At 42.2% G+C, this 18353-nt stretch carries 22 protein-coding genes; 1 reads left to right on the forward strand and 21 read right to left on the reverse strand.

Annotated features, from left to right (window positions below):
- Positions 1-3: 3 nt before the first annotated feature.
- The 9 genes from K1I97_RS04885 to cdaA form a co-directional block, all read right to left on the reverse strand.
- Positions 4-603 carry a hypothetical protein gene (locus K1I97_RS04885; protein WP_223331653.1) on the reverse strand — a complete coding sequence of 200 codons (600 nt, stop codon included), beginning with the start codon at positions 601-603 and terminating at the stop codon, positions 4-6.
- Positions 600-2468, reverse strand: a complete 1869-nt coding sequence (locus tag K1I97_RS04890) for an ABC-F family ATP-binding cassette domain-containing protein (RefSeq protein ID WP_223331654.1) — start codon at positions 2466-2468, stop codon at positions 600-602. Before K1I97_RS04890 ends, K1I97_RS04885 begins: the two co-directional genes overlap by 4 nt.
- A complete protein-coding gene (locus K1I97_RS04895) occupies positions 2465-3664 on the reverse strand; it encodes a CCA tRNA nucleotidyltransferase (RefSeq protein WP_223331655.1) in 1200 nt (399 codons plus the stop codon). The genes K1I97_RS04890 and K1I97_RS04895 overlap by 4 nt, the downstream gene beginning before the upstream one ends.
- Positions 3661-4428 (reverse strand): 4-hydroxy-tetrahydrodipicolinate reductase, encoded by a 768-nt coding sequence (gene dapB, locus K1I97_RS04900; protein ID WP_223331656.1) that lies wholly within the window; start codon positions 4426-4428, stop codon positions 3661-3663. Before dapB ends, K1I97_RS04895 begins: the two co-directional genes overlap by 4 nt.
- Positions 4429-4692: 264 nt before the next feature.
- Positions 4693-5541, reverse strand: a complete 849-nt coding sequence (locus K1I97_RS04905) for a DegV family protein (protein ID WP_223331657.1) — start codon at positions 5539-5541, stop codon at positions 4693-4695.
- Positions 5542-5543: 2 nt separating this feature from the next.
- Positions 5544-5918, reverse strand: coding sequence for a DUF1149 family protein (locus K1I97_RS04910; RefSeq protein ID WP_001050090.1), 375 nt, complete (start codon positions 5916-5918; stop codon positions 5544-5546).
- Positions 5919-5991: 73 nt separating this feature from the next.
- Positions 5992-7344 (reverse strand): phosphoglucosamine mutase, encoded by a 1353-nt coding sequence (gene glmM / locus K1I97_RS04915; RefSeq protein ID WP_223331658.1) that lies wholly within the window; start codon positions 7342-7344, stop codon positions 5992-5994.
- A 28-nt stretch (positions 7345-7372) separates the two neighbouring features.
- Complete coding sequence (locus K1I97_RS04920) at positions 7373-8155, reverse strand: CdaR family protein (protein ID WP_223331659.1); 783 nt, start codon at positions 8153-8155, stop codon at positions 7373-7375.
- Positions 8142-8999: a diadenylate cyclase CdaA gene (gene cdaA, locus K1I97_RS04925; protein WP_084974910.1), complete on the reverse strand. Its 858-nt coding sequence runs from the start codon at positions 8997-8999 to the stop codon at positions 8142-8144. The genes K1I97_RS04920 and cdaA overlap by 14 nt, the downstream gene beginning before the upstream one ends.
- Positions 9000-9135: 136 nt before the next feature.
- Between cdaA and K1I97_RS04930 the strand changes: the two genes are divergently transcribed.
- Complete coding sequence (locus tag K1I97_RS04930; protein WP_223326290.1) at positions 9136-10104, forward strand: NAD(P)/FAD-dependent oxidoreductase; 969 nt, start codon at positions 9136-9138, stop codon at positions 10102-10104.
- A gap of 73 nt (positions 10105-10177) precedes the next feature.
- Here K1I97_RS04930 and K1I97_RS04935 read toward each other — a convergent pair whose 3' ends face one another.
- From K1I97_RS04935 to clpX, 12 genes are all read right to left on the reverse strand, one after another.
- Positions 10178-10480: a hypothetical protein gene (locus tag K1I97_RS04935; protein WP_125415328.1), complete on the reverse strand. Its 303-nt coding sequence runs from the start codon at positions 10478-10480 to the stop codon at positions 10178-10180.
- Positions 10481-10485: 5 nt separating this feature from the next.
- The gene (locus K1I97_RS04940; RefSeq protein ID WP_223331660.1) at positions 10486-10890 is read right to left on the reverse strand and encodes a hypothetical protein; all 405 of its coding nucleotides are present in this window, start codon (positions 10888-10890) and stop codon (positions 10486-10488) included.
- Entirely contained in the window at positions 10872-12122 is a 1251-nt protein-coding gene (locus K1I97_RS04945) for an Mbeg1-like protein (RefSeq protein WP_125415330.1), read from the reverse strand. The genes K1I97_RS04940 and K1I97_RS04945 overlap by 19 nt, the downstream gene beginning before the upstream one ends.
- Complete coding sequence (locus K1I97_RS04950) at positions 12119-12514, reverse strand: DUF1310 family protein (protein WP_185774560.1); 396 nt, start codon at positions 12512-12514, stop codon at positions 12119-12121. The genes K1I97_RS04945 and K1I97_RS04950 overlap by 4 nt, the downstream gene beginning before the upstream one ends.
- Before the next feature lie 47 nt (positions 12515-12561).
- Positions 12562-12780, reverse strand: coding sequence for a hypothetical protein (locus K1I97_RS04955; protein WP_061417159.1), 219 nt, complete (start codon positions 12778-12780; stop codon positions 12562-12564).
- Entirely contained in the window at positions 12777-13172 is a 396-nt protein-coding gene (locus K1I97_RS04960) for a DUF1310 family protein (protein WP_185774561.1), read from the reverse strand. The genes K1I97_RS04955 and K1I97_RS04960 overlap by 4 nt, the downstream gene beginning before the upstream one ends.
- A 128-nt stretch (positions 13173-13300) precedes the next feature.
- Positions 13301-14212 carry a DNA-binding protein WhiA gene (gene whiA, locus K1I97_RS04965; protein ID WP_223331661.1) on the reverse strand — a complete coding sequence of 304 codons (912 nt, stop codon included), beginning with the start codon at positions 14210-14212 and terminating at the stop codon, positions 13301-13303.
- A complete protein-coding gene (locus K1I97_RS04970) occupies positions 14209-15186 on the reverse strand; it encodes a YvcK family protein (protein WP_223331662.1) in 978 nt (325 codons plus the stop codon). Before K1I97_RS04970 ends, whiA begins: the two co-directional genes overlap by 4 nt.
- Positions 15183-16073 carry an RNase adapter RapZ gene (gene rapZ, locus K1I97_RS04975; RefSeq protein ID WP_000163039.1) on the reverse strand — a complete coding sequence of 297 codons (891 nt, stop codon included), beginning with the start codon at positions 16071-16073 and terminating at the stop codon, positions 15183-15185. The genes K1I97_RS04970 and rapZ overlap by 4 nt, the downstream gene beginning before the upstream one ends.
- A 51-nt stretch (positions 16074-16124) precedes the next feature.
- Complete coding sequence (locus K1I97_RS04980; protein ID WP_001140420.1) at positions 16125-16505, reverse strand: RidA family protein; 381 nt, start codon at positions 16503-16505, stop codon at positions 16125-16127.
- 9 nt (positions 16506-16514) lie between these two features.
- A complete protein-coding gene (yihA, locus tag K1I97_RS04985) occupies positions 16515-17102 on the reverse strand; it encodes a ribosome biogenesis GTP-binding protein YihA/YsxC (protein ID WP_000405203.1) in 588 nt (195 codons plus the stop codon).
- 8 nt (positions 17103-17110) lie between these two features.
- On the reverse strand, positions 17111-18343 hold the full coding sequence (gene clpX / locus K1I97_RS04990; protein ID WP_002874765.1) for an ATP-dependent Clp protease ATP-binding subunit ClpX: 1233 nt from the start codon (positions 18341-18343) through the stop codon (positions 17111-17113).
- Positions 18344-18353: the final 10 nt, after the last annotated feature.

The following is an 18353-nucleotide window of genomic DNA, read 5'->3' on the forward strand; positions in this document are numbered from 1 at the left end:
AGACTATGACGGTTTGGAAGATTTGCTTTTCGAAGCTTGTTTTGCCTCTTTTCTTGCTTGACGATTTTGTTCGATACGCCATTCTCTTTCATAGTACTTCATGATCTCATAGACCCTTTCAGGAAAATCTACATCTAGTAGAATGATAGGGATGATCAAATCTGCTGACGGATGAAAAGGGAAACACCTTCTCTTCAGTAGAGCTAGAAGTGATTGGGATTTCACATTTTCCTTGTTTTTAAAATAAACTTCAATCCGATAGGAATTCCTATACTTTCCTCGAATCCGAGAAAAGGAAAAGTCCTCTACATCTGCCCAAGCGTAGAAATGACTAGGTTTCTTTGGATTCGGTTTGTAGTAAAACCCCTCAACTGTGCATCTCAAATACTCCTTATCCAAGCTTAACAGTCTGTATGTCTGATAAATGACTACTCCAGCACAAAAGAGGACAACTAGCATAAACAAAAGACTTATCGCATGAAGTTTGCTCCCCTTTTCCGAATACGAATAGAGATAAGATAGAGGTAACAAGACGAAAAGACCGAACAAGGTATTCCAAATGATTTTCTTGGGACTACGTTTAATGATTTTTTCTTCCATCATGCCAACTCACTTAGGTATTCATAACGTTCGTATTTTTCAAGAAGTGCTTCGTTTTTCTCGTCTAGCTCTTTCTGAAGCGTCGCCAATTTGCCAAAGTCAGAGCCATTTGCCTGCATTTCTTCTTCAATAGCAGCGATACGATTTTCCAAGGCTTCAATATCTGCTTCAATGCTTGCCCACTCCTGCTTTTCTTGGTAGGTCATGCGTTTCTTGTCTTCACGGACCTTGACCACTTTCTCCTTTTCGGCCTTTTGCACTTGATTGGCCATCTCTGTTTCAAAGGCTTTTTCATCAAGATAGTCGGTGTAATGGCCAAAGAAGGGAAGAATCTTGCCATCCTCAAAAGCGAGAATCTTGGTCGCTACCTTATCCAAGAAATAACGATCGTGGCTAACTGTCAAGACAGGACCTGCAAAGCCCCGCAAGAAATTTTCCAAGACTGTCAAAGTCGCAATATCTAGGTCATTGGTCGGCTCGTCCAAAAGAAGAACATTGGGTTTTTCCAAGAGCAGTTTGAGGAGATAAAGACGCTTTTTCTCTCCACCAGACAATTTCTCAATCAAGGTTCCATGCGTCGAACGTGGGAAGAGGAACTGCTCTAGCAACTCTGCAATGGAAGTCGTAGAACCACCACTGGTCTTAACCTCTTCTGCTACTTCCTGCAGGTAATTGATAACGCGCTTGCTTTCATCCAATCCTTCGATTTGTTGAGAGAAATAGGCGATGCGAACCGTCTCACCGATGATAACTTGACCTTTAGTCGGCTCAAGACTTCCTGCGATGAGGTTGAGAAGAGTTGACTTCCCGACACCATTATCCCCAACGATTCCGATACGGTCTTTAGCTTGCACTAAGAGATTAAAATCTTGCAAAATGGGCTTGTTCTCATAAGCAAAGGAAACATTCTGAAACTCGATGACCTTCTTACCAATCCGACTGGTCTCAAAGTTCATGGTTAAGTCTGTCTCAGTAGGATTATCTGAAACTTCCTTTTTCAAGTCATGGAAACGATTGATACGAGCCTGCTGCTTGGTCGCACGCGCTTGCGGTTGTCTGCGCATCCAGGCTAATTCTTGCTTATAGAGTTGTTCTTTTTTGTGGAGCGTAGCTGCGTCACGCTCATCCTGCTCTGCTTTGAGGCGAACATAGTCCTGATAATTTCCCTGATATTCCGTCAAACTAGCTTGGTCTAACTCGAAAATTCGTGTTGATAGTGCGTCTAGGAAATAGCGATCATGGGTGATAAAGAGAACCGTCTTCTTGGAATTTTTCAAAAAGAGGGTCAGCCACTCGATGGTCGCAATGTCCAAATGGTTGGTCGGCTCATCCAGTAACAAGAGATCGTGGTTTCCTAGGAGAACTTGTGCCAACTGGACTCGTCTTCTCAGACCACCTGACAATTCACCAACTAGGGTCGACAAATCCTGAATACCCAACTTGCTGAGAACGGTCTTGACCTGACTTTCGATTTCCCAGGCTTGAAGGGAATCCATCTCAGCCATGACCCGTTCCAAACGCGCCTGCTTGTCCTCACTATAGTTGAGCATGAGGAGTTCATATTCACGAATGAGCTGGATTTCCTTGAGGTCGCTGGATAGAACCGTATCCAAGACCGTCTTGCTATCATCAAACTCTGGATCCTGAGTCAGGTAGCCAATCTTGTAATCACTCTTAGCTGAAAAGGGACTGACATCCCCATCAAAGCCAGAAACACCAGAAAGGACATCTAAAAGGGTGGTCTTACCCGTTCCATTGACACCAATCAGACCGATTCTATCCAAATCATGGATAATAAAGGAAATATCCTTAAAAACAGTCTTGTCACCGACGGATTTACTTAGTTTTTCAACAATAAAATCACTCATTTTCTCTCCCTCAGGTAATCATGGATGGCTTCGCGGTCATTGTCCAATTCTCCATCAACAATGGCAAACTCAATCTCTGTTAAAATCTCTCCCAAATCTGGACCAGGCTGGTAGCCGTACTCTTTGATGAGAATACCTCCATTGATTTGGATTTCTTTCTTATCATGAATGGTCAAACTCTGGTAAGTTTCTGTAATGGCTTGTGGATTGACTGCTTTTCCTTGGGCCTGACGAAGCCTTTCAGCTTGTAGAAGGGAATCCAAGTCAAAGCGGTAACAATCACGCTTGCTCAATTCTCCCTTTTCACGCAAAGCTAAAATAGTCAGCAAATCCTGAACCTGCTTGGCAAATTGACGTGAGGTTTTCCAATGCTTCAAAAATGGTTGAGCATCCTCAATTTCTAGTACCCACAAGAGGGCCGCCCAGGCTTGCTCAGAAGACTCAAAGGTGAAATCAGTCTCCAAATCAAACAGTCTGTTAAGCTTGTCCTGACTTCCTGCCATATCAGGGAGATAGTCATAAGCTTGACTCTCAATCATGGAAGACAAGCCAACTCTCCAAAAAGGTGCTAGCAAGAGCTTGTCAAATTCAACAAAGGTACGTTCCACAGAAATCTTCTCCAAGAGCGGAGTCAAGGATTTCATCGCTTCGAATGTTTCTCGCTCAAGTTCAAAACCAAGACTGGCCTGAAAACGAAAACCGCGCATAATACGTAGAGCGTCTTCGTTGAAACGCTCACTAGCAACACCTACTGCTCGCAAGACCTGGTTTTCCAGATCTTTGAGACCATCGAACAAATCGATGATTTCTCCTGTCTCATCCAAGGCAAAGGCGTTGACTGTGAAATCACGGCGCTTGAGATCTTCTTCTAGCGAACGTACAAAGGAAACCGCACTGGGCCTGCGATAGTCCACATAGACATCCTCAGTCCGAAAGGTGGTCACTTCATATTCCTCGTCCCCATCTAAAACCAAGACGGTTCCATGCTCAATTCCGATATCGGCAGTGCGGGAAAATATCTGCTTGGTCTCCTCTGGATAAGAAGAAGTCGCAATATCCACATCATGGATGGGACGATTGAGGATAGCATCTCGGACGGAGCCCCCAACAAAATAGGCTTCAAAACCTGCTTCTTTAATTTTTTCTAATACTGGTAAAGCCTTCTGAAATTCAGAAGGCATTTGTGTTAATCTCATAATAAGTGTTCTAATCCATAGACAAGCTCATGACGCTTGACAACTTCTTTGATTCCCAAATTCACCCCTGTCATGAAGGAGCTGCGATCATAGGAGTCATGACGGAGAGTCAATCCTTCTCCCTGATTGCCAAAGATGACTTCCTGATGGGCTACCAAACCTGGTAGACGGACTGAGTGGATGCGCATGCCATCAAAGTCAGCACCACGGGCACCAGCAATCAACTCTTCCTCATCAGGCGCACCTTGCTGAATAGACTCTCGAACTTCTGCCATCAACTCAGCTGTTTTAATGGCTGTTCCGCTCGGAGCATCTTTTTTCTTGTCATGATGGAGCTCGATAATCTCCACATTTGGGAAATATTTGGCAGCCTGCGCCGCAAATTGCATGAGCAAGACAGCTCCCAAGGCAAAGTTAGGAGCAATCAAGCCACCCAAATCTTGTTCACGGGAAAATGCTTTTAGCTCTGTAATTTCTTCACTAGTAAAGCCTGTTGTTCCAACTACTGGAGCAAAGCTATTTTCGAGAGCAAAGCGTGTATTTTCGTAGGCAACGGCTGGTGTGGTAAAATCTACCCAAACATCCGCTTCAAAACCAACCAAGTCAGCCTTATCATTGAAGACAGGAATTCCCTGCCATTCTGACTCAGACTCAAAAGGATCCAAAACTGCAACCAAGTCCAAGTCTGGATCAGCCAAGACCATCTGGCAGGCAGCTTGGCCCATTTTTCCCTTAAAACCGGCAATAATTACTCGAATACTCATCTCTACTCCTGACTAAGATACAAAGCCTGTAAGAACACAAAGTGAAAATAGGAGTTCTGATCAAGGAGTGCCTACTCCTTGGAAGAACTATCTTTTTCACACAGGGTTCCAGGCGTGTTCAATTATCAAAATACAAAGGACGTTAGCTGCCCATGAAAAATAGGGAATGGCGCTGACTTTCCATGAAAGGCAAGACAGGCATCTTTTTTCAAGAGGCAGGTAGGCCGTGTTCAATTGCTAAGATACAAAACTTGTAAGAACAATTTAGACGATTGGTGTATAGCTCAAGGCGATACTACCTTCTCCAAGGTGGGTCCCAATGACACTACCAAAGGTTTCAATTGGAATTTCAGTAGTCACACCACTCTCTATCAAAAGCTGACGTAAATCCGCTGCCTTTTGAGGAGCATTGCCATGGATGACTGTTATACGGTAGTCCCCATCTTTTGTCAACTCCTTGATGATTTCTACCAGACGTTTGATTGCTTTCTTTTCTGTACGAACTTTTTCGTAAACTTCAATCACACCTTGGTCATTAAAGTAAAGGATAGGCTTGATACTGAGGAGATTTCCTAAGATGGCTGCCCCATTTGACAAACGTCCTCCCTTAACCAAGTGGTCGAGGTCATCTACTATGATAAAGGCTGAATTATCAGCAATTTGGATAGCCAACTTCTCCTGAATCTGGGCAAAATCATCACCTTGTTCTGCCCATTCAAAAGCACTCTCTACCATAAATCCTAGAGGGGAGCTTGTGATATGGGTATCTGGAAAGGCAATGGTCAAGCCATCATACTCATCCAACATGTATTGGATATTCTGATAAAAGCCTGAAATTCCTGACGAAAGAAAGAGTCCCAAGACATGAGTATACCCCTCATCTTTCAAGGAACTTAGAATCTCATCCAATTTGGCAATACTTGGTTGACTAGTTTTAGGCAATTCTGCAGACTGAGCCATTTTTTGATAAAATTCCTCAGCAGTCAGATTGATACCTTCGATATACTCCTCCCCATCAATATTGACAGGAATATCCAAGACAAATAGATTCTCTCTTTGCAGCGTCTTCTCCTCTAAATAGGCTGAAGAATCTGTAATGACAGCTAATTTCATGACTAAAACTCCAAATTGATCCCTGGAAGATCCAAGGCGATTTCTGTTACTTCATACGTCAAACGGTTGAGCATGTTCAAGCATGGACGTGCCAAGTTTTCAACTTCTTCTTGGTTAAATTCGCTTGGTTCGTTGACAATTCGACCTTCCACATGGTTAACTTGGGAAATCGTTCCACTGATGACAAATTTGTCAAAGACAATCATGAAACTCAAGATAACGACAAGCGAAGTCACTTGGTTTTCTTGGTCATGTTGGAGTAACTGAAAGTTCACGTCTACCTTGGTTTCAGGAGCTCCATTTTCATTTTCCCATTCAAAGTTACGAGCATCAAAGTGATACTGGCTAACAAATTCTTGTTCTCGTTTAAGATTCATTTTTCTCTCCCATTGCTACAATTTACTATGCAATTGTACCACATTTTTATCATTTCATCTAGTTTTCTAGGTTTTAGTCAATTCCGATTTCATCTTTAACAACAGCAGCAATCGTATCTACATAGTAGTTAACTTCTTCTGTTGTAGGGGCTTCCGCCATGACGCGCAAGAGGGGTTCTGTTCCACTTGGGCGGACAAGGATACGACCGTTACCTGCCATCTCTTCTTCCATCTTTTCGATGATTGCCTTGATGGCTGGTACTTCCATAGCCTTTTCTTTCATGGCATTTTCCACTCGGATATTCACCAGTTTTTGTGGGTAAATCGCCACTTCTGATGCTAGTTGAGACAAGCTCTTGCCTGTTTCTTTCATGATTTTAGTCAATTGGACAGCTGATAATTGACCATCACCAGTTGTATTGTAATCCATCAAGATAACGTGACCAGACTGTTCACCACCAAGGTTGTAGCCTGATTTTCTCATTTCTTCAACGACATAGCGGTCACCAACTGCAGTCACTGCCTTGTTAATGCCAGCACTCTCCAAGGCCTTATGGAAACCAAGGTTAGACATAACCGTTGTCACGATGGTGTTTTGGGCCAACTGGCCTTTTTCAGAAAGGTATTTCCCGATGATATACATGATCTTATCACCATCGACGATGTCGCCATTTTCATCAACAGCAATTAAACGGTCACTGTCTCCGTCAAAGGCCAAACCAATAGCTGACTGGCTTTCTTTGACCACTTCTTGAAGAGCTTCTGGGTGTGTTGAACCCACATTCAAGTTGATATTAAGACCATCTGGTGTCTCACCGATAACAGTTATTTGAGCCCCAAGGTCTGCAAAGATTTGACGAGCACTTGTAGATGCTGCACCGTTTGCAGTGTCCAAGGCCACTTTCATTCCCTCAAGAGGAGTTCCGGTTGAAACAAGGTAGCCTTCATACTTGCGTAAACCTTCTGGATAGTCCACTAAGGTTCCTAAACCTTCTGCACTTGGACGAGGAAGAGTATCTTCAGCAGCATCTAGCAAGGCTTCGATTTCTGCTTCTTTGTCGTCATCAAGTTTGAAGCCATCCCCACCAAAGAATTTAATTCCATTATCAAGGGCTGGGTTGTGGCTAGCGGAAATCATGACACCTGCACTGGCTCCCTCAGTTTTGACCAAATAAGCTACTGCTGGTGTCGCAAGGACACCGAGTTTGTAGACGTGAATTCCTACAGAGAGAAGACCTGCCACCAAGGCAGATTCTAGCATTTCTCCTGAGATACGTGTATCACGTCCTACAAAAACTTTAGGGGCTTCCGTTTCGTGTTGGCTAAGGACATAACCACCAAAACGTCCCAGTTTAAAGGCCAATTCTGGTGTCAGTTCTACGTTTGCTTCTCCACGGACTCCATCGGTCCCAAAATATTTACCCATTTTATTTATCATCCTTTTCTATTATTTATTATTGTTTAGACGAATCTGATTTCGTTTCTGAACTCGTTGAAGACGAACTGCTCTCTGAGGAACTTGTTGACGAGTTACTCGAACTAGACGCTGCTGTTTTTGTTGTAATTTTCATAGTCGTGTCAAATGGCATAATAACGCTTGGTAAGACATTTCCATTTTTATCAACTGCTTGAAGAGGAACAGAAGCCGAGTAGTTGCCTGTTATCCGTTCACTCGTCGGTAAGATGGCAATGACACGATCTACTCTAGAGAGAGTCTCCTCGTCACTAATAACCGTTACTTTTTCATCTGACACAGTGACTGTATCGATTTTCACACGAGAATCAACCTGGCTAGGGTCAATCTCTGGCACAACGATTACATTATCTCGTTTTGCTTTTTTACCGACCTTGACTGTTATCTTTTGCGGTGTCGCAACAGCCGTCAAACCACTCGGTAAATTTTCAATTGTTAAGGGAACTTCGATGGTCCCAACACTAGCATCGGTTAAGTCAGCTGTCACCTTGAATTTACGCGTACTTTCCTGCATTTCGCTTGCCAAAGCAACTCGATTGGAACCTGTCAAAAAAACCGTTACTTCTGACGTAAAGCCACTAATAAAGTACTGTTCACTGTCATAGCGGATATCAATTGGGACATTGAGTACTGTATTGGTATAGGTTTCCGTCCGCACCTGTCTGGCACTATTGCTATTCTGGTAGTTTGTAGAAGTTGCATAGATAAAAAGGATGCAGGCGAAAAAGAAGGAAGAAATGATATAAAGACTATTTTTTCTCATGTTTCAATCCTCCTAGCAAGCGCTCTTTCAAACCATGTTTTTCCTCTGATGTTGGAAGCAGGATTCTTCTCAATTCAGATTCAAACTCTTCCAAGGTCAAATCGTGCTTAAAGACTCCATTATAGGTGATTGAGATTCCACCTGTTTCCTCCGAAACCACAAAGGTAAGAGCATCTGATACTTCCGACAAACCAATCGCCGCCCTGTGGCGTGTCCCAAACTCTTTGGAAATCTCTGTATTTTCAGTTAGTGGCAGATAGGCTGAGGTGACGGCAATCCGATCTTCTCGGATAATGACCGCTCCGTCGTGTAAGGGAGTGTTGGGAATAAAGATATTGATGAGCAATTCAGCTGAAATCTTTGCATCTAGGGGAATCCCCGTCGAGATGTATTCCTGCAAGGTTCTCACTCGCTGAACTGCTACCAGCGCACCAATCTTACGCGGGCTCATGTACTCGACTGATTTGACAAAGGCACGAATCATCTGCTCTTCTGCGCTAATCGGAGCATTGGAAAAGAAATCCGTTGCCCGCCCCAACCGTTCCAAACCTGTCCGAATCTCTGGTGAAAAGATGACTACTGCTGCAATAACCCCATAGGTGATGATTTGATTGATCAACCAAGAAATAGTCGTTAAACCAATCATATTGGACAGAATTTGAGCTAGAATGAAGACCAAAACTCCCCGCACCAAGATCATGATTTTAGTACCTGCAATGGCCTTTGTAAAATGATACAAAATATAAGTCACAATCAAAATATCAATCAGATTGATGACTATAGTCCAAGGGCTTGAAAACAAACTCGTCCAGTACTGTAAGTTGGAAAATTGCTGAAAATTCATCCCTGGTTCCCTCCCTATCAAAACACGTTCCGTCCTATTATACCATTTTCTAACAATTTTTTCCCTATCCCACTTCATTTTAATTTGATTAAAAATATGATAAAATAAACTGACTAGAAAAAACGAAGGAGAAATCATGTCTCAACTCTATGATATTACCATTGTAGGTGGCGGTCCCGTCGGCCTCTTTGCTGCCTTTTACGCCCACCTACGCCAAGCCAAAGTCCAAATCATCGACTCTCTTCCCCAGCTCGGTGGTCAACCAGCCATCCTCTACCCTGAGAAGCAAATCCTTGATGTGCCAGGTTTTCCAAACTTAACTGGAGAAGAGTTGACCAATCGCTTGATTGAACAGCTAAACGGCTTTGAAACACCTGTTCATCTCAATGAAACTGTTCTTGAGATTGAAAAACAAGATCAAGGCTTTGCCATTACAACCTCTAAAGGTAGTCACCTGACTAAAACAGTTATCATTGCCATGGGGGGTGGCGCCTTTAAACCACGACCGCTTGAATTAGAGGGTGTTGAGGACTATGAAAATATCCACTACCACGTGTCCAACATTCAACAATACGCAGGTAAGAAAGTAACCATTCTCGGTGGTGGGGACTCAGCAGTGGACTGGGCTCTAGCTTTTGAAAAAATTGCGCCAACTACACTTGTTCACCGTCGAGATAACTTCCGCGCCTTGGAACACAGTGTGCAAGCCCTGCAAGAATCATCTGTAACTATCAAGACACCGTTCGTCCCTAGCCAACTTCTTGGAGATGGAAAAACACTCGATAAACTGGAAATCACCAAAGTCAAATCAGATGAAACCGAAACTATCGAAGTAGACCACCTCTTTGTCAACTACGGTTTCAAATCATCTGTCGGCAATCTTAAAAATTGGGGTCTGAACCTCAACCGTCACAAGATTATCGTCAACAGCAAGCAAGAATCCAGCCAAGCAGGTATCTATGCCATTGGGGACTGTTGCTACTATGAAGGTAAGATTGATTTGATCGCTACAGGACTGGGTGAAGCACCTACTGCCGTCAATAATGCTATCAGCTACATCGACCCTGAGCAAAAAGTACAACCAAAACACTCGACAAGTCTATAAGAAAACAACCACGGATCAACAATCCGTGGTTTTATAATTCATCTATACTCCCTGATTTTTAAGTCTTCTATCTTTACTCCTCCAACACTTTCTCGTATTCTTTCTTTTTGCTATCTATGGTCTCAATAACTTTTGAGGCAAACTCGCCCTTCATAGATACATCTATTTTATTATTTACCGCGCTTAGACTTTCTTGGATACTATTAATGGTCAAACGAGTATTTTTCTTAGATTCTTGCTCGATTTGATTAATTTCATACTTTTTAGCAGGAGCCAATATCTGCCTAACAAATAAACGCTCAATTTCTTTTTCTATTTCACGAAAACCATCATCCACACCAGAGACAAAATCAAATATATAATTAAATAAATCCATCTGCGTTACTCTCTTTTATCTTGTATATGTCTTTGTTTAGCCAGAATTCGAGTTAGTTCTTCATCAAGCTCACGGTATTCTCGACTATATTTTTGTTTTGCTTTTATTTCTTCTATTTCTAGCTGATCAAGTCTTTTTCTATATGCTAAATCCATTTGCTGACTATAATCTGTAGCTAGTTGATTCAGCTGATAGTGTAGCATAGAAGTGTCTCCTTCTATCTGACTCAGCATATGACTTGCTACTGTATGCTTTTCCTCAAGCATCCGACGCAAATCATTTAATCTATAATCACACTCTTCTTTTTCATTCTCTATTTTTTTGCGTGAGTGATAATAGTCTTCCTCCAATTTTTCTAATTGCCGTCTCTTTTTCCAAATCTCTTGGTCTATCATGTCAATTTTTTCCATTGTCTAAATTTTTCAGCCAACTCCTTATCTGTTTCTAATTTCTTTTGAATACCTTTCTTGGTCTGAGTTTCTAAATCTATACAGTCTTTTTCCAATTGCGATATCTTATCAACAACTGGATCTAATAGTTTCTCAATAACCCCGATAGTCGTTTCATAGGTAGCTCCTCCTTCTATATATGCATTTTCCATTTCTGACGGACTAAGGATAAAGCCCCAAGGAACTTGTCTACGGGAAGCAAATACTTTTCTTGCATCTTCTACCGCTTCATCTCTTATACTTTTGATGATACTTTTTCCCTCTGTAGACATTAGACTGATGCTTGCTGCTGCAATACCTGCTTGCTCCGAATCCAGGAACAATTGCTCTTCCTTTGTATAACCACCTTCTGATAGTTTCTCTTTGAGTAGTGTATAGTTATCCATCTGGAGTAAATAGTCATTATAAATGACCGTACTGGTATTTGACAGTATTTTGATCTTCCCATTTTTATCCAGCTGGTAGCCATAAGTCATGTGTTGGTTCACAAAGTCTTCTTTTGTACTATCCACGTAATAAACTAAGCCAACCGATCCGATACTTCCCTTGACCATATCCCTACCAACCATACTGATAGGATCATCTGGGTCAGCATAGTTATGGATCCTCGTCTTAATAGAGTCTACAACTTTCCTTTGTTCAGGGCTTAGTATCCTATAGATATCTGGGCCGTTATAGATATAAGCCTGTTGGATACGTTTGACTTGATCTGCCTGTAGGGCAGCCATAGAATACTGAGCATCCATAGAACCGAGTGAATGCCCATAGACATTAATTTTGGCATTGGGATATTTTTCCATGATGTCTTTTAATGCTCTTGCAGAAGCCTTTAGCTGTTCGGTAGACTTGTCTTGATAGCTAGGGTCTTTTTGCAACATAATTCTCTTGGCTATAACTGCATCGTTTTCTGCCCAGTCATTCCAGAAATCCGCTGTTTCTTCCCAAAAATGATCTGGACCCGTAGAACCACGAAAAAGGACCGTTACTTCCTGTACCTTATCAGCTTTTTCATTGGGATTTTTTACAACTGCATAAACCTGTTCGCCAGCTCCTGTAGTATTGTTGTAGACTTGGGTGACAGTGCCAAGTTCTCTTTCATATTGGTCATATAAAGTTCTTTCCTCGCCCATATTATCCTGATACTCTGCCATTGCAGTTTGAAGGTTATTTTCTTTAATATAATTTTGTGTCATTCATTATTTCCTTTCAAAAGTTTGGATAATTTTGGTGAAGTAGAATAATATGCTGAATGGTATGAGCCATCTTTGTTTTCAATCAAATTATAATTTATATTTAATTCATTATCTTTGTTGATAACCACCGAAACCATCAATCCTCCCATTGGATTATAATCTAAGCTACTTTCATCAACAACATAATCCTGGATGACACCTGCATTAGTAAATGCATTAGGATCTTTCGATTTCATAAAATGTTCATAAACCTTCTTCGCCTCATCGCTGGTCGCGATGGCAAGCATTTCTTGTTTCTTTTGGTATTGGTGCATGCTACAACCTCCTATTGTGATTCCAATTACTGCTAAAATGCTGAATAAAATAATCATACTTTTTTTAGGTTTTTTCATGGCGCCTCCTTTATGCTATCCTATCAATAAATTAGGGACTAACTTACTCATAGTATAGCATAATTTTCCTCTACATCCTCAGCTTCTTCGTCAGAATTTTTTACAACTGCATAAACCTGCTCACCAGCTCCTGTGGTATTGTTGTAGACTTGGGTGACCGTGCCAAGTTCTCTTTCATATTGGTCCTTAACCTCATGATTAATTGAGTTATCGTTATATTCAGTCATTGCTATCTGAAGATGTGAATCATCGACATATTTTCTCATTTTTTAGATTCCTTTAACATAGATGATAATTTAGGTGATACAGTATATCCATAAGATTCATAATTCCCTGAATTATCTTTTATTAATCCAAAGTGAAAATCTAATTCCTTATCATTATTAAAATATATCCTTACCATTAGTCCTCCCATTGGATTATACTCTAAAGTTTCTGTATCAATATCATATGATTTAATGATTCCATCTTCTGTTAATGCTTTAGGATCATTTACCCTCATATGATTTTCATAAACCTTCTTTGCCTCGTCGCTTGTCGCAATGGCAATCATTTCTTGTTTCTTTTGGTATTGGTGCATGCTACAACCTCCTACTGCTATTCCAATCACTGCTAAAATGCTGAATAAAATAATCATACTTTTTTTAGATATTTTCATGTTTCCTCCTTTGTGCTACAGTATAACTCATCTATAGTATACCATAGATTATGGAGTTGGCTTCCTTTAAAATTCTTCTCAATTTAATAACCTCAAGAAAAGAACCACGGATCAACCGATTCGTGGTTTTATAATTCATCTGCAATCTTGTTTATTTTTCTGAGTCTGTGGTTGACGCCACTTTTGGTCAAGGGATTGCTCAAGCTATCTGCCAACTGCTGGATAGAATAGTCTGGGTGCTGGATTCGCAACTGAGCTACCTCCTGCAAATCCACTGGTAAATTTTCCAAACCCATTCTATCTTTGATTTTACTGATATTGTTGATAGTCTTCATACTAGCAGAAACCGTTCGAGCGATATTGGCTGTTTCAGCGTTATTGGCTCGATTGAGATCATTACGAGTTTCACGCAAAATCTTGACGCGCTCAAAATTATCACGCGCCTGCATGGCCCCAATCACGATCAAGAAATCCATGATGTCTTCTGCACGCTGGAGATAGGTAACTACACCTTTCTTGCGCTCAATGACCTTAGCGTCCAGCAAAAATTGCTGGAGGAGAGAGGCCAATCCTTGGGCATGGTCCAGATAAACGGAACTAATCTCCAACTGGTACTTGCCAGACTCAGGATCTCTTATGCTACCATTTGCAAGAAAGGCCCCACATAAGTAAGCACGACCAGCTTCTTCATCTGCTAAAATATCGGGATCAATACCTGTCTCCAAACCAAAGAAGGAATCCGCAAGCCGCAAATCAGCTAAAAGCTCCTGCACCCTCTCATCGGTATAGACCGTATAAACACGATTCTTACGAAGATTGCTTCTCTGATGGTGACGAATCTCTGACTTGATATCATAAAAATGGAGAAAGGACTCATAAAGGTGACGAGCTAACTTGGCATTTTCGGTCACGACGGACAAGGTCAAGCCCGAACTAGATAGCCCGATACTGCCAGACATCTTGATAATGGCCGATAGTTCATAACGGCTGAGATGGTGTTGACCAAGAATTTCCTCTTTTACTGCAACTGTGAAACTCATTTTCTCACCTGTATGATGCGCATCAATTCATCCACAATCAAATCCCCATCGTGGAAGGCTCCTCCATTTTCCAAACGAAGGAAATTGGAAGAAATTACACGAGGCACCTGCTTGCAGAGACCAGCAAAATCATGTTCCACCTGAACCAAATATTCATCGAAACGGTTGGTATTCATGTATTCTCTAGGAACCTTTTCGATATTGACCAAGACCGTATCAATAAAAGACCGACCTAAATGGCGATGAAGAACTTCCACATGGTCACTGTCTGAAAAGTGCTCTGTTTCCCCACGCTGGGTCATGATATTGCAAACGTAAGCTATCTCCGCCTTGGTCTCCAAGAGTGCTTGCCCAATCTCCTCAATGACAATATTGGGCAATATCGATGTAAAGAGGGAACCAGGCCCCAAGACAATCATATCACTCTCGAGAATGGTATTGACTACTCGACGGCTGGCTTGGGGTGTTTCATCATCCAAGGTATTGGTCACATAGACATGGTCGATCATGCCTGGATGATCTGCAATGTGGCTCTCACCTGCCACCTCAGAACCGTCTTTAAAGACTGCATGCAGTGTCAGAGGGTGATCACTCGAGGGGTAAATCTTTCCTGTTGTATGAAAGAACTTACTGAGTAATTGCATAGCATTGTAGGTAGATCCTTGCATTTCAGAAAGCCCTGCTATGATGATATTCCCTAGAGGATGACCCGCAAAAGCACCAGCCTCTTCTGAGAAACGGTACTGAAAAACCTTCTCATAAAACTTAGGCATATCCGACATGGCTACCAGAACATTGCGAAGATCACCTGGCGGTGTCAGCTGTTGGATATTCTTTCTTAGCTCACCAGAAGATCCACCATCATCAGCTACCGTTACGATGGCTGCGATATCAACATCCTTTTCTCGCAAGCTTTTCAAAATGACGGGGATACCAGTTCCCCCACCAATCACCGTTATTTTGGGTTTTCTCATGAACGGTTTACCGTCTCCTTTCTTCGGTCTTTGTCACGATGGCTTTCATTGACAGGCCAGTTTTTAGCAAGGTCCTCAGCAATTCGTTTTGCAAAGGCAACACTACGGTGTTGTCCACCTGTACATCCTACTGCAATGGTTAAAACAGACTTGCCTTCTTTTTTGTAACTTGGCAAAATGGGTTCAATCAAGGCGAGTAAGTGCTGATAGAAACTTTCAGACTCTTCATGATTCATCACATAGTCATAAACTGCTTGATCCTCACCTGTCTGATTACGGAGTTCAGGGAGGTAGTATGGGTTTGGTAAGAAACGGACATCAAAGACCAAGTCTGCATCGATAGGAATACCATACTTGAATCCAAAAGACATGACTTCGATACGGAAAGACTGGGCTTGTTCTTGGTCCGAAAATTGCTCAGCAATGGTTTTACGAAGTTCACGCGGGGTGAGTTCTGTCGTATCCACCACATTTTGGCTCATGTTTTTCAAAGGAGCCAAAAGTTCACGCTCCAGCTTGATGCCGTCTAAAATCCGACCATCCGCTGCTAGAGGGTGACTTCGTCTAGTTTCCTTATAGCGTGCCACCAATTCCTTATCTGCTGCGTCTAAAAAGAGGATTTTGAAGTCCAAATCATCTTGGTTTTCCAATTCATCCAAAACGGCCTGAATCTCCGAAAAGAAGGAACGGCTCCGCATATCCACCACCAGGGCTAACTTATGGTCATCATCCTTGGTCTCTACCAACTGCAAGAACTTTGGCAAGAGGGCTGGTGGCATATTGTCAATAGTGAAATATCCCAAATCCTCGAAGGACTGAATGGCTACCGTTTTCCCTGCGCCACTCATCCCTGTCACAATTACCAGGTGAAGTTGTTTCTTTGTCATCTATCTCTCCTTATATCAAAAAAAGTTTGGCAGAGCCAAACTTCAACTAGCTTATCCAATCTCTGCGATCACTTCAATTTCGACTTTTACATCACGAGGAAGACGTGCAACCTCTACAGCTGAACGAGCTGGAAATTCCTCTTTAAAGGCCGTTTGGTAAACCTCATTAAAAGGAACAAAGTCATTCATATCGCTCAAGAAGCAAGTTGTTTTGACAACATGGTCAAAGTCTGTTCCTGCTTCAGCCAAAATAGCACCGATATTTTTCAAGACTTGTTCTGTCTGTTCTTGGATAGTCTCTCCTACAATTTCACCAGTTTCAGGAGATAGAGGAACTTGACCGCTTGCAAATAAAAGATTGCCAACGATTTTTCCTTGAACATAAGGTCCGATAGCCTTTGGAGCTTTATCTGTATGAATTGTTTTTGCCATTTCTTTCCCTCACAATTTTTCTAATATTGCATCCCAAGCCTGATCCATCCCTGCCTTGCTGACAGATGAAAAGAGGATGAAGTCGTCACTTGGGTCAAAGTTTAATTTCTTTTTGATTGCTGATTCGTGCTTGTTCCACTTACCACGAGGAATCTTGTCCGCCTTGGTCGCAACGATGATAACCGGAATCTCATAATACTTGAGAAATTCGTACATCTGCACATCATCTGCTGACGGGTCGTGGCGGAGATCCACCAAACTGACAACCGCACGGAGATTTTCCCGAGTCGTTAGGTACTCCTCAATCATGCGCCCCCACTTTTCACGCTCCTTTTTGGAAACGCGGGCATAGCCATAACCTGGTACATCCACAAAGCGCATCTTGTCATCAATGTTGAAAAAGTTGAGCAACTGAGTTTTACCAGGTTTCCCCGATGTACGAGCCAGATTTTTGCGGTTCAACATGGTGTTGATAAAGCTAGATTTGCCAACATTTGAACGCCCTGCAAGGGCAATCTCTGGCAGTTCATCCTGCGGATAGTGGGATTTATTGGCAGCACTGAGCAGGATTTCAGCATTGTGTGTATTGATTTCCATAGTCACCTCTAGGCTGTTTCTAGGATTGGTTTTTCCGTTCCATCGACAGCTTCTTTCGTGATGCGGACCAATTTCACATTTTCTTGACTTGGCACTTCAAACATAACATCTAACATGGTTTCTTCGATGATTGACCGAAGACCACGCGCACCAGTTTTGCGTTCGATAGCCTTATTGGCGATTTCCTGAAGGGCTTCATCGTCAAATTCCAACTCAACGTCATCATAAGAAAGCAAGGTTTGGTATTGTTTGACCAAGGCATTTCTTGGTTCTTTCAAGATGCGAACCAAGTCATCAACCGTCAATTGCTCAAGAGCAGCAAAGACAGGCAAGCGTCCAATCAACTCAGGGATAATACCGAATTTTTGAATGTCTTCTGCGATGATTTCTTGCATGTAGGAGCTGTTTTCGTCAATCGCCTTGTTATTTTGGCCAAAACCGATGACTTTTTCTCCCAAACGTTGTTTAACGATTTCTTCGATGCCATCAAAAGCACCACCCACGATAAAGAGAATGTTCTTGGTATCCACCTGAATCATCTCTTGTTGTGGATGTTTGCGTCCACCTTGAGGCGGTACGCTAGCGACAGTTCCCTCGATAATCTTGAGAAGGGCTTGTTGCACACCTTCACCCGAAACGTCACGTGTGATAGACACATTCTCGCTCTTCTTGGCAATTTTGTCAATTTCATCTACGTAGATAATCCCACGTTCTGCACGCTCAATGTTAAAGTCAGCAGCCTGCAAGAGTTTGAGGAGGATGTTTTCAACGTCCTCACCCACATACCCAGCCTCAGTCAGAGCTGTCGCATCTGCAATAGCAAAAGGCACATTCAAGCTCTTAGCCAAAGTCTGAGCCAAGAAAGTTTTCCCAGAACCAGTTGGGCCAATCATCAGGATATTTGACTTCTGCAAATCCACATCTTCTGACTCTTCCCGCGTATCGTGGAAATTGATGCGTTTGTAGTGATTGTATACAGCCACTGCCAAGGCACGTTTGGCACGGTCCTGACCAATCACATAGTGATTTAAAATATTGAGGAGTTCGATTGGTTTTGGTACTTCAGACAAATCTGCCAAAACTTCCTCGGCCAACTCCTCACGAATGATTTCCTGGGCTAATTCCACACATTCATTACAGATAAAGGCGTTGTTGCCAGCGATTATTTTCTTTACTTCTTCTTGGCTTTTGCCACAAAATGAGCAATAAACCATCATATCATTTTTCCTATTTGTAGGCATGATTTCCTTC

This window comes from Streptococcus oralis, from assembly GCF_019929345.1.
Classification (GTDB): Bacteria; Bacillota; Bacilli; order Lactobacillales; family Streptococcaceae; genus Streptococcus.

Coding starts and splice junctions, on each gene's coding strand:
- K1I97_RS04885 (WP_223331653.1), bottom strand. CDS start 603: ATGATGGAAGAAAAAATCATTAAACGTAGTCCCAAGAAAATCATTTGG.
- K1I97_RS04890 (WP_223331654.1), bottom strand. CDS start 2,468: ATGAGTGATTTTATTGTTGAAAAACTAAGTAAATCCGTCGGTGACAAG.
- K1I97_RS04895 (WP_223331655.1), bottom strand. CDS start 3,664: ATGAGATTAACACAAATGCCTTCTGAATTTCAGAAGGCTTTACCAGTA.
- dapB (WP_223331656.1), bottom strand. CDS start 4,428: ATGAGTATTCGAGTAATTATTGCCGGTTTTAAGGGAAAAATGGGCCAA.
- K1I97_RS04905 (WP_223331657.1), bottom strand. CDS start 5,541: ATGAAATTAGCTGTCATTACAGATTCTTCAGCCTATTTAGAGGAGAAG.
- K1I97_RS04910 (WP_001050090.1), bottom strand. CDS start 5,918: ATGAATCTTAAACGAGAACAAGAATTTGTTAGCCAGTATCACTTTGAT.
- glmM (WP_223331658.1), bottom strand. CDS start 7,344: ATGGGTAAATATTTTGGGACCGATGGAGTCCGTGGAGAAGCAAACGTA.
- K1I97_RS04920 (WP_223331659.1), bottom strand. CDS start 8,155: ATGAGAAAAAATAGTCTTTATATCATTTCTTCCTTCTTTTTCGCCTGC.
- cdaA (WP_084974910.1), bottom strand. CDS start 8,999: ATGAATTTTCAGCAATTTTCCAACTTACAGTACTGGACGAGTTTGTTT.
- K1I97_RS04930 (WP_223326290.1), top strand. CDS start 9,136: ATGTCTCAACTCTATGATATTACCATTGTAGGTGGCGGTCCCGTCGGC.
- K1I97_RS04935 (WP_125415328.1), bottom strand. CDS start 10,480: ATGGATTTATTTAATTATATATTTGATTTTGTCTCTGGTGTGGATGAT.
- K1I97_RS04940 (WP_223331660.1), bottom strand. CDS start 10,890: ATGGAAAAAATTGACATGATAGACCAAGAGATTTGGAAAAAGAGACGG.
- K1I97_RS04945 (WP_125415330.1), bottom strand. CDS start 12,122: ATGACACAAAATTATATTAAAGAAAATAACCTTCAAACTGCAATGGCA.
- K1I97_RS04950 (WP_185774560.1), bottom strand. CDS start 12,514: ATGAAAAAACCTAAAAAAAGTATGATTATTTTATTCAGCATTTTAGCA.
- K1I97_RS04955 (WP_061417159.1), bottom strand. CDS start 12,780: ATGAGAAAATATGTCGATGATTCACATCTTCAGATAGCAATGACTGAA.
- K1I97_RS04960 (WP_185774561.1), bottom strand. CDS start 13,172: ATGAAAATATCTAAAAAAAGTATGATTATTTTATTCAGCATTTTAGCA.
- whiA (WP_223331661.1), bottom strand. CDS start 14,212: ATGAGTTTCACAGTTGCAGTAAAAGAGGAAATTCTTGGTCAACACCAT.
- K1I97_RS04970 (WP_223331662.1), bottom strand. CDS start 15,186: ATGAGAAAACCCAAAATAACGGTGATTGGTGGGGGAACTGGTATCCCC.
- rapZ (WP_000163039.1), bottom strand. CDS start 16,073: ATGACAAAGAAACAACTTCACCTGGTAATTGTGACAGGGATGAGTGGC.
- K1I97_RS04980 (WP_001140420.1), bottom strand. CDS start 16,505: ATGGCAAAAACAATTCATACAGATAAAGCTCCAAAGGCTATCGGACCT.
- yihA (WP_000405203.1), bottom strand. CDS start 17,102: ATGGAAATCAATACACACAATGCTGAAATCCTGCTCAGTGCTGCCAAT.
- clpX (WP_002874765.1), bottom strand. CDS start 18,343: ATGCCTACAAATAGGAAAAATGATATGATGGTTTATTGCTCATTTTGT.